This window comes from Flavobacterium sp. GW821-FHT12A05, from assembly GCF_058807735.1.
This window is the reverse complement of record NZ_JBXAQY010000007.1, coordinates 358,386-371,321: the sequence shown is the minus strand read 5'-3', so window position 1 is coordinate 371,321 and position 12,936 is coordinate 358,386. Positions and strand designations below refer to the sequence as shown.

Sequence of the window (12,936 nt, the reverse complement as noted above, 5' to 3'; positions counted from 1 at the left end):
TTATAACGATTTTTGATCTCAAAAAACCGCTCATTTTTAAGATGAAGCGGTTTTTTTCTTTCTATTAAAAAAATGCTTTTTTGCTTGTTTTTTGGGTAAGTTTTATGAATCAAACAAAATCGTGGTATTTTTTATGAAAAAAAAATTGATTTTATATTTTAAAAAATTATCTTTGCGCTCTGAAAAAAGAGGTATTTTCGATAAACCTAAATAGCTATTTAATAAACACATAAGTAATGTCAAAAGTAATAGGAAAAGTTGCTCAAATCATTGGACCAGTAGTAGACGTAGTTTTCAACGGTAAAGATGTTGAACTTCCAAAAATTTATGATTCACTAGAAGTCACTAAAAAAGATGGAACTTTATTAGTTCTAGAAGTACAATCTCACATTGGAGAAAACACTGTTCGTACCATTTCTATGGACTCTACAGACGGTTTGTCTAGAGGATATGAAGTAGTTGGAACAGGAAATCCAATCCAAATGCCAATCGGTCCAGACGTATATGGAAGATTATTTAATGTAATTGGAGATGCAATTGATGGTTTAGGAAACTTGCCAAAAACAGGAGAAAACGGTTTGTCTATTCACAGACAAGCTCCTAAATTTGAAGATTTGTCAACTTCATCTGAAGTTTTATTCACAGGTATTAAAGTAATCGATTTGATCGAACCTTATGCAAAAGGAGGTAAAATTGGATTGTTTGGTGGTGCAGGTGTTGGTAAAACAGTATTGATTCAGGAGTTGATCAACAATATTGCAAAAGGTCACGGTGGACTTTCAGTATTCGCTGGAGTAGGTGAAAGAACACGTGAAGGAAATGACTTACTTCGTGAGATGTTAGAGTCAGGAATTATTAAATACGGTGATGATTTCATGCACTCTATGGAAAATGGAGGATGGGATTTATCTAAAGTAGATATGCCGGGAATGAGAGAGTCTAAAGCTACTTTCGTTTTCGGACAAATGAATGAGCCGCCTGGAGCTCGTGCACGTGTGGCACTTTCAGGATTATCTATCGCTGAGTATTTCCGTGATGGAGCTGGATCTGACCAAGGTAAAGATGTATTGTTCTTTGTTGACAATATCTTCCGTTTTACGCAGGCAGGTTCTGAGGTATCGGCACTTTTAGGTCGTATGCCATCTGCAGTAGGATACCAACCAACTTTGGCAACAGAGATGGGTGCTATGCAAGAGCGTATTACATCTACAAACAAAGGATCTATTACATCTGTACAAGCGGTTTACGTTCCTGCGGATGACTTAACTGACCCGGCGCCGGCTACAACTTTCGCCCACTTAGATGCAACAACTGTATTGTCTCGTAAAATTGCTGAGCTAGGTATTTATCCAGCGGTTGACCCGTTAGATTCTACTTCAAGAATTTTAACTCCACATATCTTAGGAGATGAGCACTACAACTGTGCGCAAAGAGTAAAAGAGATTCTTCAAAAATACAAACAACTTCAAGATATTATCGCGATCTTAGGTATGGAAGAGTTATCTGAAGAAGATAAACTTTCTGTATCAAGAGCACGTCGTGTACAACGTTTCTTGTCTCAGCCGTTCCACGTAGCAGAGCAATTTACAGGTATTCCTGGAGTTCTTGTAGATATTAAAGATACTATCAAAGGATTTAACATGATTATCGACGGTGAATTAGATCACCTTCCAGAAGCAGCTTTCAACTTGAAAGGTTCTATTCAGGATGCTATCGAAGCTGGAGAAAAAATGTTAGCTGAAGCTTAATATAATTATGAATTATGAGTTATAAATTATGAGTTCCAACTCACTTATAACTCATAACTTATAACTCATAACTAAAAAAAGATGATTTTAGATATAGTATCACCAGAAGCAAAATTATTTTCAGGAGAAGTAACATCAGTTACACTTCCTGGAGTTAACGGAAGCTTTCAAATATTGAATAATCACGCTCCTATTGTTTCTATTCTAGAAAAAGGAACTATAAAAATTGCAGCTTCAAGCTTTAATTTTTCTAAAGAGGTAGCGGATAAATTTACGAGAGTTAATGACCAAACTTATACATTAGAGATTACGTCAGGTACAATCGAAATGAAAGACAATAAAGTAATTGTTTTAGTTGACTAATACAATTTTTATAATAAATGAAAAGCCAGATAGTAATGTCTGGCTTTTTTTTGTTTACTACTTTAAAAGAAATTTTTTACTTTTGAAGCATTAAAATCTCTTTATAAAATATCGATTCTATTGTAAAAGCTCAGTAAGCTTTTATGTTTTCGCTTTATTGATCTCATAAAGCGCAAATTATTTATGTCAAATTTTATAAAGAATACCTATGAAAAATATATCAAAAGCCGCTGTTTTAGGTGGCGGCGGAAGAACTGGAAAATTTCTTGTAAACCAGTTATTAAAAAAAGGATTTAGTGTAAAACTATTATTAAGAAATCCTGAAAATTTCGAAATCAAAAATCCTGATATTGAAATTATCCAAGGCGATGCGCTCGATTTTGAAACCATAAAATTATTGCTGAAAGACTGTCAAGCCGTTGTAAGTACGATTGGACAGAGAAAAGACGAACCTTTGGTTGCAAGTCAGGTAACAAAAAATGTTTTAAAGGCAATGAAAGAATTTAAAATTGACCGTTACGTTCTGCTTGCCGGACTTAATATTGATACACCCTTTGATAAAAAAAGTCCCAAAACAATTATGGCAACAGATTGGATGAAAACTAATTTCCCAATTATTCAGCAAGACAGACAAAAAGCGTATGATCTTTTGGAGGAAAGCGATGCAAACTGGACGCAGGTTCGCGTTCCGTTTATTGAATTTTCAGATAATAGTTCTGAAATAACAGTAAATCTCGAAGATTGTTTGGGAGATAAAATAAGTGCATTTGATATTGGCGTTTTTATGACTCAAGAAATGGAAAAGTCAAATTTCAGCAGACAATCGCCTTTTATAAGTGCAATTTAGAATAAAGCAGCAAACAGCGGGAAGTATAAAACCCGCTGTTTTATATAAATTTCAATTTCATAACTTTGTTTTTATGAAATTACCTGAAAACCTCAATCAGAAACTGGAAAACAGAAAGCAGAATAACTCGCTGAGAAAACTTCCTGTGTTTAATAACCTAATCGATTTTTCTTCTAACGATTATATAGGTTTTTCAAAATCAGAATCGATTTTCAAACTTACTCATGCGTACTTGCTCGAAAATGAAATTTTTCAGAATGGTGCAACGGGGTCCAGATTAATTTCGGGGAATCATTCTTTGTATCAAATTACAGAAAACTTTATTTCGCAATTTCATGACGCAGAATCGGCTTTAATTTTTAATTCGGGTTACGATGCCAATGTGGGTTTTTTTAGCGCTGTACCGCAAAGAAACGATGTTATTTTGTACGATGAATTAAGTCACGCCTCAATTCGGGATGGAATTGTAATGTCAAATGCCAAATCGTATAAATTCAATCACAATGATTTTGAAGATTTAGAACGCTTAATTCTAAAATTTCCTGAAACCAATATTTATATCGTTACCGAAACGGTTTTTTCTATGGACGGCGACAGCCCCAATCTGGAAGAATTGGTACAGCTTTCTGAAAAATACAATTGTTATCTTGTTGTTGACGAAGCACATACTTTAGGCGTTTTTGGTGAAAAAGGAGAAGGACTGACTCAATATTTAGAATTACACAACCGCCTTTTTGCCCGAATCATGACTTTCGGAAAAGGACTCGGATGTCACGGCGCAGTTATACTCGGAAGTCCGGAACTTAAAGAATATCTAATAAATTTTGCCCGAAGTTTTATTTATACCACAGGATTATCTCCGCATTCTGTTGCTTCTATTCTAACAGCCTATCAGCAATTAGAAATCGAAAAAGAAGCCATTCAAAAACTACGTCAGAATATTGTTTTCTTCAATCAGCAGAAAAACTTATTGGGTTTAAAGCCAATGTTTGTCCGAAGTAAATCGGCAATACAATCTGCTATCGTTCAGGGAAATGAAAATGTAAAGAAACTGGCGCAGCAATTACAAGACAAAGGTTTTGATGTAAAACCTATACTTTCTCCAACAGTTCCAGAAGGTCAGGAACGTCTTCGCTTTTGTATTCATAGTTATAATTCTGAAGAAGAGATTATTTCGGTATTAGGACTTTTGAGAGATTTTATATTTTAAGGTGTCTTTGTCAGGCTGAGCGAAGTCGAAGCCATTTAGAGTTAGTGAGCCCTTCGACTTCGCTCAGGGTGACATTTTGGTTTTGAAAACCCAATGTTAATCAGTAAAACCAGCGGGCCAAAATAAATTTTAGGTTTTTTTTTGTAACGTTTCGTTAATTCCTGTACTTACGAGTTGTAATTACAAAATGAGTTTCATTTATCAACCTAATTCATCTCAAAATGAAAAATTTATTCCAGTTATTTATAGTTACAATACTTCTTTTCGGAGCAAAAACTCAAGCTCAAACAGCATCTCCAAAATTAGAAAACTCACTTTTATGGGAAGTTTCCGGAAACGGACTTTCAAAACCGTCTTATTTGTACGGAACCATACACATGATTTGCTCTCCGGATTATTTCTTGACAGATAAAACAAAAAAAGCTTTTGAGTCTTCAGAAAAACTAATGCTGGAAATCAATTTTTCAGATCCAAAACAAATGTTAGAAATGCAGCAATTGGCAATGGGAAAAGAACCTTTGAGTAAAAAACTTACTCCGGAACAATTAACCAAACTAGATGCTATTTTGAAAAAAAGCACCGGAATGACAATACAGCAAGTCGATAGTTTTAGTTTGCTTACCGTAATGAGTTTGATTTCGATGAAAACTTTTGGCTGTACAGATTTAAAATTCTACGAAATGGAATTTATAGAACAAGCTAAGAAAAGAAATATTGAAATTGGCGGACTAGAAACTGTAAAGGAACAATTCGCGATACTTGAGAATGCTTATACAAATGACGAAATGATCGCAATGCTTGGAGAATCGACACCAGAAGAAACCACAAAATTAATTTCGGCTTATAAAACAGAAAATGTCGATTTATTATACGATAATACAACCGACGAAAAGTTTACAAGCGAGAAAACGAAAAAGATTATTCTGGACGGAAGAAATGTAAACTGGGTAAAAAATATGCCCGAATTAATGAAAAAGCAAAGTGTCTTTTTTGCTGTAGGATCGGGGCATTTAGCGGGAGAATTTGGAGTAATTAATTTATTAAGAAAAGCTGGTTACGTAGTAAAACCAATCTTGAAGTAATAGATTTTGAAAGACAGGGAGAAAGAATTTTTAAATCGGATAGAAAGTCATAAAGGAATTTTGTACAAAGTTTCGAAAATGTACATGGACACTTATGACGATCAGCAGGATTTATTTCAGGAAATTATTTGTCAGCTCTGGAAATCGTATGATTCTTTTAGGAACGAAAGCCAATTTTCGACCTGGATGTATCGTGTTGCAGTAAATACGGCCATTGTTTTCCTAAAGAAAGAGAAACGGAAAGTTGATAAATACGATATCGCTTCAGATAATATAAAAGAAGATGAAGGCGATTCTCACCTTAAAGAAAGTCAGATCGAACATTTTTATAAAGCAGTTCAAAAACTGGAAAAAATCGACAAGGCTATTATTTTTTATCAGTTAGAAGGATTTTCACATAAAGAAATAGGCGAAAACCTCGGAATCTCCGAGGGAAATGCAAGGGTAAAACTGAATAGGGCAAAGGAAAAATTAAAAGAAATAATTAAAAACCAAGGATATGGATTTTAACGATATACAAAATGCATGGAATAACGAGAAAACAGATAATGTGGTTGTTCCAAACAATTTAGAAAAAATACAATCGGCAAACACGCCTTTGGATAAAATCAAAAAAAATATCAAGAACGAATTTATATATCAAATTATATCGATTTTGATTGTAGCATTCGTTCCGTTAATTTATGACTTTGCACCAAAAATGGTTTTCTTTTATTATCTGATTTACAGCTTGTATGTGGCGGTTTGTACATATTATTTAGTGAAACTATATTTCTTTTATAAAAGATTAAGCGTGATTACATTGAAAACTAAAGATAGTTTGTACGAAACCTATTTTGATATTAGGCTGAATATGGAATTGTATAAAACTTTTGGATTTGCTCTTGTGCCTTTTTTAATTTTGTATTTGGTAGGTTTTTACTTTTATGCATTTTTAAAAATCCCGGGCTTTTTCGATCATGAATTTACAACCGGCCAATTGATTACATTCTTTTTTATTGTTGTTTTCTGTGTTCTTTTTATGGGAATAAGTTTAGAATGGTGGGTTCATACATTTTATGGAAAGTATGCCAAAGAAATAAGAAAAGTGATCGACGAATTAAAAGAAGAATAATAAACAAAACCCATCGTAATGATGGGTTTCTTTTTTTATTGGTATTTTTGCTGATGGCCAACAGATAAATAGATGCAGGAGGTTTGCACTGATTGTTAAGTCAAGATTGATTAAAAAAAATAAAAATCCGCGGTTATCTGTTTAATCAGTAATAGCCGTGGTCTATAGACTATGAAAATATTCGTTACAGGAATTTCTACAGATGTTGGAAAAACAATCGCTTCGTCTATAATTGTTGAAGCTTTAGAGGCCGATTATTGGAAACCGGTTCAGGCAGGCGATTTAGACAATTCAGATACTCATAAAGTTCAATCCCGAATTTCTAATGAAAAGACTCGTTTTTTTGAGAACAGTTATAAATTAAATACACCGGCAAGTCCGCATTTAGCAGCAGAAATTGATGGAATAACAATTGAGCTCAATCAAATTCAGGAACCCAAAACAACTAATCATTTAGTTATTGAAGGTGCAGGAGGTATTTTTGTTCCTTTAAACGAAAAAGAAACCATCATCGATTTAATAAAACCCGATTATAAAGTTATAATTGTTTCCAGACATTATCTGGGCAGTATCAATCATACTTTATTAACGATTGAGGCAATTCAGAATCGAGGATTTAAAGTGTCGGGAATTATCTTCAGCGGAAGCGAAAACAAATCGACAGAAAGTCTAATTCTCAATAAAACCAAAATAAAATGCATAGGAAGAATTGATGAAGAACCTTATTTCGATCAAAATGTAATCAAAGAATACGCCGATTTATTTAGAGACAATATATTGGCTTTGGAAAAAATCTAAAATCTAAAATCAGAAATCTACAATATTGCTAAGATGACCTTAACAGAAAAAGACAGCCAATATTTATGGCATCCTTATACACAGCATAAAACAGCACAAACGCCAATTGCTATTACAAAGGCAGAGGGCGCGTTGCTTTGGGACGAAAATAATAAGGAGTATATTGATGCAATTGCATCTTGGTGGGTAAACCCGTTTGGGCACAGTAATAAATTTATTGCTGATGCGATCTATAAACAGCTGACAACTCTTGAACATGTTTTGTTTGGAGGTTTCACACATGAACCGGCAGTAAAAGTGGCTGAAAAGTTAATGGAAATTCTGCCGAAAAATCAACAGAAGATTTTCTTTTCAGATAATGGTTCAACGGCCGTTGAAATAGCTATAAAAGTGGCTTTGCAATATTTCTTCAATAAAAATGAAAAACGAACTACCATTATTGCTTTTGAAAATGCTTTTCACGGAGATACTTTTGCAGCAATGGCAGCTAGCGGAATTTCATTTTATACGCAGGCTTTTCAAGGCATGTTTATAGATGTGGTCCGAATTCCGGTTCCGGTAAAAGGGCAGGAGCAGGTAAGTTTTGAGGCTCTGGAAAATGCAATTAAAAGTCACAATTGTGCTGGATTTATTTTTGAACCTTTGGTGCAGGGCGCGGCTGGAATGGTGATGTATGAACCGGAATCTTTGGCAAAATTAATTCAGATTTGTAGAGAAAATAAAGTTCTCACAATTGCCGACGAAGTGATGACGGGTTTTGGGAAAACAGGAAAAACTTTCGCAATGGATTATGTTTCAGAAGAACCAGATATGATTTGCCTTTCAAAAGCATTAACTGGAGGAACAATCCCAATGGCGATTACAACATTTACCCAGGATATTTTTGAGGCGTTTTATGATGATGATATTAATAAAGCACTGTTTCACGGACATACTTTTACGGCAAATCCAACGGGTTGTGCGGCAGCTTTAGCAAGTATCGAATTATTGCAGACCGATGAAATGCAGCGTAATATTGAAAGAATAAATAAAAAGCACTTAGACTTTCAAAAGAAAATGGAAAGCCATCCAAAGGTTTTAACGGCGAGAACTTTGGGAGTTATTTTTGCGGTTGAAATAAAATCAGATTCAAACGAAAGTTATTACGGATCAATGCGCAACAAGTTGTATAATTTCTTTATTGATAAAGGTGTTGTTTTAAGACCAGTTGGAAATATTGTTTACATTTTGCCGCCATACATAATGACAGACGATCAACTTCAAAAAGTATATAATACAATTGAAGAAGCCATTGAAATGGTGTGATTTTGCCCGCAGATTTTAACAGATTAAACGGATGAACACAGATTAATTATTTACTCCGTGTAAATCTGTTCAACCCGTGTCATCAGTGTGCCATTTTTTTACAGACCTTTGTGCTAAATTAATTATTGTGAATACACCAAAAATTGCCATAACTGCTTTTTCATCTATTTCTCCTTTAGGGAATAATAGTGATGAAGTTTGGAAAAAATATCTCGATAGAAACCATTGTTTTACGAAGCAGTTTTTAGATCAGCAGGAAACTTCGGTTGCGGCTCTAAGCGCTGAATCGAAACAAATTATTGCCGAAATACGAGAGTCTGATATTAAATATAAATTTTTAGACGATTCGGTTCTATGTGCTTTGGCAGCTTCGCGAAAAGCAGTTCAGGATGCTGGCTGGAAAACAAATGATACTTTCGGAATTAATATAGGATCTTCAAGAGGTGCTACAGATTTATTCGAAAAGCATTACAAAGAATATTTAGAAACCGGAAAAGCACAAACATTAGCTTCGCCAACGACAACTTTAGGAAATATTTCGTCTTGGATTGCGCATGATTTGCAAAGCATCGGCCCTGAAATTTCGCATTCTATTACTTGTTCTACAGCGCTTCATGCGCTTTTAAACGGAGTGGCGTGGTTAAAATCAGGAATGGCCGATAAATTTTTAGTAGGAGGAAGCGAAGCGCCTTTAACCGATTTTACCATTGGTCAGATGCGGGCTTTGAAAATTTATTCACGTCTTAACCAGGACCTAGATGCCTGGCCTAATTTAGCTTTTGATTTTGAGAAAACACAAAACACCATGATTTTAGGTGAAGGAGCCGCAGTTTGTTGTTTAGAATCTGGTGAAAAAGAAAATGCGATTGCTTATATAACCGGAGTTGGATATGCAACAGAAATTTTAGAACATAATATTTCTATTTCTGCGGAAGCGGATTGTTTTCAAAAATCGATGAAAATGGCTTTAAAAGATATAGATTTAAAAAGTGTTGATGCTATTGTAATGCATGCCCCCGGAACCATAAAAGGAGATTTAACAGAATTACGTGCTATCGAAAAAGTTTTCGGTTTAGAGATACCTTTGTTAACGACAAACAAATGGAAAATCGGACACACTTTTGGCGCATCAGGAACGCTGAGTCTGGAATTGGCATTGTTGATGATGCAGCACAATACTTTTATAGAAACTCCATTTTCAAAAAAGAAAAGTCAAGAAAAAGAAATTAAAAAAGTCTTAGTAAACGCCGTTGGTTTTGGCGGAAATGCCGTCAGTATTTTAATCGAAAAAGCATAGATTATACCTTAAATAAAAAATCCATTTATCATTACGACAAATGGATTTTTTTATGTTGTTGAAGAAAGTCTTTTATTTAAAGATTACTTTTCTGGTTACTTCGGCATTGTTTTCAAGGGTTACTTTTACCAGTAACACCTGATCTGCTGCCTGCAGGTTTGAAATCGAAAGTTCAGTACTGCCGACTTTCTTTTTGTTGAAAATCAATTTTCCTGTAATATCGAAAACAGTAACCTCTTTAATGTTTTCTTTTGAAGAAGTTATTCTGATTACCTTGTCTTTTACAGAAACCAAAAGTCCGTCTTTCACATTTTCGAAATCACCCGTTCCAAGTGTTTTATTCGTATAACGAAGAGTAAAACGATCTTTAAAAGTTCCTATTTCGGTTTTAAAGTTATAATCTCCAGCTTTTAAATCGTAAATAACACCTGTTTTTTTATCTTCCAGATACACTTCCTGACTGTTGAAAAGTCCGTCAACATGGTCAATCGAGATTTTGAAATCGCCTGCAATTGTTGTTTTATATCCTAATGGAATTACATCGCTGTTTTCAAAAGGAAGTGCACGTCCCTGAATCGATAATGGTGTGTTTTCGTTAATACTATAAAAATCTACATAAGTATTTCCGTTAAAACCAACCGCATCATAATTCTGATCCCAGCTGTTAGAAGCACCTTCGATATAACCTACTAACATTTGTTTGAAAGCGCCCTCGGCATTTGTAAAGTTCAGCCAAATACGGTTTCTCTCTAATCCGTCAGTTTTTGCTGTTTTATAGAAATTATCATTACTGCCTCCAACTCTCATGCTGTTTGTAAAAGTGATGCTGTTAGTTGTCGGCGCAGCGAAGAAACCTTGACCGGCTGCTATGAATCCGGTTGGTCCGGTTGGATCACCACCGCTTGCAAGAGGTCCTGATAAATTAATGGAAGCATAATCTGCAGAAGCATATTTGTATTTGTTTCCTGATCCGCCGTTAGAAGGAGGCGTATTATGTGTCCAGAAATAAATTGTTCCGATATTGGTATCTGTAATAAGCTGCGTAGTGCTTATCGCAGATGGATATGGATTTCCAAGTAAATTGAATTTGTCCTTTACTGTAGTTTTTGGAACATCTCCATTGTTAGGCACTCCAATAAATGATGCTGTTTGTATTCCAGGGGTCACAATGTCAAAATTCTGAGGTCCTCTCACACTGTATCCCTCACCGGGAATCATTGTTTTTCCGCCACCATAGTGAATCGCCCAGCTTCCTCCAGTTGCATCGTAGCTGGTATATTTGTCAGCAAGAGTATTAGGCGACATACTGTGTAGTGTAAAGTTTGATCCCAGTGTTAATGGCGATGACCAGTAGGTATAATCGTAACGACGAACACTTGTTTCTCTTATGTAGGTAATACTTCCAGAGTTAACTGCATTCTTGTTAGACTGCATTAAACTTGAGTTATTATTGAAAATTAATGATCCTCCAGCATTAACGGTTACTTCATTAGTGAGGTTTAAAACAATTCCAGATGGAACAATTAAACTTCCAGATGAACTGACTGTGCAAGAGCATGCATCAAGATTTCCGGTAAGAGTATAAGGACCTGTAAAAATAACGCTTTTAGTACTGTTTGGAGTGCCATTTGACCAAGCAGTGCCATTCCATGTTGTAGCTGACTGATTGGTAACCGTTACTGGTGCGCTTGAAGGAGATTTACAACCATCTGCACTTGTTACTTTAAAGCTGTAAGCGGTTCCTGCCACAAGACCTGTAATTATTGTACTTGTTCCTGATCCTGTTTTTATTGCTCCATCTGGACTTCTCACTATTTGCCAATTTCCAGTTCCAGGTAAGCCGGTTAGGGTTACAGTTCCTAAATCAGTACATGTTGTATTTACTGTTGTACCTATCGTAGGAGGTGCAAGTAAATCTATAGAAGTAGGTGTGTCATTAGCAAATGATGTGCCTGAGATATCCTCAACAGTATTTAAAGATGGATCTGTTCCTGTTACTTTTGCAGAGTTAACAACTCTTCCGGCAGTTACATCAGCTGCTGTAACAGTATAAGTACCTCTTAATATGGCACTCGTACCAGGTGCCAGACTTGCAATAGTATTTCCTGTAGTATAAGTAATAGGTTTTGGATCTGTTACTCGTATATTCGTAATAGGAACTTCTCCGGGATTTTTTACTTCAAAAGTATAATTGATTGTACTGCCTTCAACAGCACAAGAATTCAACGAAGCTGTTTTTAAAAGTTGTAATTCGGCAATTTTTAATGAATTGGTATTAAAAGCTATAAAAGCACAATCTGAACTACCTGAAAAGGTTACAACAAACCGATCTACAGATGAAGCGTTAGAAGCGTTTATTTCGAACTCACTGGTTTCGATAGCCAGCATCCTAATTTCTCTTGTCGCCGCAGGTGTAAAAGCAACAGTTCCGTTCATATTAAATAAATCCAGACTATAAGTTCCCATTGAAGGAGTAGTTGAACCAAAAGTTATCGATAATTCTTTTCCAACCGTATTACCCGCTGCATCAATAAATTTAAACTTATCCGGATCACCTCCATATTCTGCAACTTGAGTTACAATCAAATCAGGAGTACCATCATTAATTCCGGTTAAATTTAGATTGTTCGTTCCTATTTTGAACTCAGCTGTTCCATTTTTTATATTTGCTACTCCGGTTCCTAACGATAATCCGTTTACACCGTCAGTTAATCTTGATGCTAATTCCGCACCAGTAGCCGTAGATCCAGCCAATGCAGGCTCTAATCTTGTAATAGAATTTGATCCGTCAATTTTAGAACCTTGTAAAAAATAAGTACTTGGGCCTATTCCTAAAGACTGGATTTTTAATGCCCTAAATTTTTGCTTATCATAAGAGATAGAACGCGTATCAAGAGCACCATCATTAACACCCGTAGAGTACGTTTTGGTTTTCCAGGAAAAAGCGATTAGGTTATTTTCTAAATCAGGGCGATTGCCAGCAGGAGTTGAGGAATTTGATGTCCAATATCCATTCCAATCCGTATAAATTCTTGAAACAGTAGATTGTGCAGAAACATTAAACGAAATTAAAAAAAGAACTAAAGATAATTTTAAAAATAATGAACGAGTAAACAAAAGTGATTTTGGGCACATATAGGTTTTGATTTTTTTGGTTGATTTGAGGGTTAAT

11 protein-coding genes are annotated in these 12,936 nt (G+C 35.2%); 10 read left to right on the top strand and 1 reads right to left on the bottom strand.

Going from position 1 to position 12,936, the window contains the following annotated elements; genetic code table 11:
- Positions 1-236 precede the first annotated feature (236 nt).
- The 10 genes from atpD to AC1RRQ_RS17995 all read left to right on the top strand — a co-directional run bounded on the left by atpD (position 237) and on the right by AC1RRQ_RS17995 (position 9,764).
- On the top strand, positions 237-1,748 hold the full coding sequence (atpD, locus tag AC1RRQ_RS18040) for a F0F1 ATP synthase subunit beta (protein WP_493024411.1): 1,512 nt from the start codon (positions 237-239) through the stop codon (positions 1,746-1,748).
- Positions 1,749-1,829: 81 nt separating this feature from the next.
- Positions 1,830-2,111: a F0F1 ATP synthase subunit delta/epsilon gene (locus tag AC1RRQ_RS18035; RefSeq protein ID WP_493024410.1), complete on the top strand. Its 282-nt coding sequence runs from the start codon at positions 1,830-1,832 to the stop codon at positions 2,109-2,111.
- 208 nt (positions 2,112-2,319) lie between these two features.
- Positions 2,320-2,958, top strand: coding sequence for an NAD(P)-dependent oxidoreductase (locus AC1RRQ_RS18030; protein ID WP_493024409.1), 639 nt, complete (start codon positions 2,320-2,322; stop codon positions 2,956-2,958).
- Between the two features lie 73 nt (positions 2,959-3,031).
- Positions 3,032-4,168, top strand: a complete 1,137-nt coding sequence (locus AC1RRQ_RS18025; RefSeq protein ID WP_493024408.1) for an aminotransferase class I/II-fold pyridoxal phosphate-dependent enzyme — start codon at positions 3,032-3,034, stop codon at positions 4,166-4,168.
- 221 nt (positions 4,169-4,389) lie between these two features.
- On the top strand, positions 4,390-5,250 hold the full coding sequence (locus AC1RRQ_RS18020) for a TraB/GumN family protein (protein ID WP_493024407.1): 861 nt from the start codon (positions 4,390-4,392) through the stop codon (positions 5,248-5,250).
- Positions 5,251-5,256: 6 nt separating this feature from the next.
- Positions 5,257-5,760 (top strand): RNA polymerase sigma factor, encoded by a 504-nt coding sequence (locus AC1RRQ_RS18015; protein WP_493024406.1) that lies wholly within the window; start codon positions 5,257-5,259, stop codon positions 5,758-5,760.
- Positions 5,750-6,364 carry a hypothetical protein gene (locus tag AC1RRQ_RS18010; protein WP_493024405.1) on the top strand — a complete coding sequence of 205 codons (615 nt, stop codon included), beginning with the start codon at positions 5,750-5,752 and terminating at the stop codon, positions 6,362-6,364. The genes AC1RRQ_RS18015 and AC1RRQ_RS18010 overlap by 11 nt, the downstream gene beginning before the upstream one ends.
- 171 nt (positions 6,365-6,535) lie before the next feature.
- A complete protein-coding gene (gene bioD / locus AC1RRQ_RS18005; RefSeq protein ID WP_493024404.1) occupies positions 6,536-7,162 on the top strand; it encodes a dethiobiotin synthase in 627 nt (208 codons plus the stop codon).
- Between the two features lie 33 nt (positions 7,163-7,195).
- Entirely contained in the window at positions 7,196-8,467 is a 1,272-nt protein-coding gene (gene bioA / locus AC1RRQ_RS18000) for an adenosylmethionine--8-amino-7-oxononanoate transaminase (RefSeq protein WP_493024403.1), read from the top strand.
- A gap of 127 nt (positions 8,468-8,594) precedes the next feature.
- The gene (locus tag AC1RRQ_RS17995) at positions 8,595-9,764 is read left to right on the top strand and encodes a beta-ketoacyl synthase N-terminal-like domain-containing protein (protein WP_493024402.1); all 1,170 of its coding nucleotides are present in this window, start codon (positions 8,595-8,597) and stop codon (positions 9,762-9,764) included.
- A gap of 72 nt (positions 9,765-9,836) precedes the next feature.
- Here AC1RRQ_RS17995 and AC1RRQ_RS17990 read toward each other — a convergent pair whose 3' ends face one another.
- On the bottom strand, positions 9,837-12,899 hold the full coding sequence (locus AC1RRQ_RS17990; protein ID WP_493024401.1) for a DUF8693 domain-containing protein: 3,063 nt from the start codon (positions 12,897-12,899) through the stop codon (positions 9,837-9,839).
- Positions 12,900-12,936 lie beyond the last annotated feature (37 nt).

Coding starts and splice junctions, on each gene's coding strand:
- atpD (WP_493024411.1), top strand. CDS start 237: ATGTCAAAAGTAATAGGAAAAGTTGCTCAAATCATTGGACCAGTAGTA.
- AC1RRQ_RS18035 (WP_493024410.1), top strand. CDS start 1,830: ATGATTTTAGATATAGTATCACCAGAAGCAAAATTATTTTCAGGAGAA.
- AC1RRQ_RS18030 (WP_493024409.1), top strand. CDS start 2,320: ATGAAAAATATATCAAAAGCCGCTGTTTTAGGTGGCGGCGGAAGAACT.
- AC1RRQ_RS18025 (WP_493024408.1), top strand. CDS start 3,032: ATGAAATTACCTGAAAACCTCAATCAGAAACTGGAAAACAGAAAGCAG.
- AC1RRQ_RS18020 (WP_493024407.1), top strand. CDS start 4,390: ATGAAAAATTTATTCCAGTTATTTATAGTTACAATACTTCTTTTCGGA.
- AC1RRQ_RS18010 (WP_493024405.1), top strand. CDS start 5,750: ATGGATTTTAACGATATACAAAATGCATGGAATAACGAGAAAACAGAT.
- bioD (WP_493024404.1), top strand. CDS start 6,536: ATGAAAATATTCGTTACAGGAATTTCTACAGATGTTGGAAAAACAATC.
- bioA (WP_493024403.1), top strand. CDS start 7,196: ATGACCTTAACAGAAAAAGACAGCCAATATTTATGGCATCCTTATACA.
- AC1RRQ_RS17990 (WP_493024401.1), bottom strand. CDS start 12,899: ATGTGCCCAAAATCACTTTTGTTTACTCGTTCATTATTTTTAAAATTA.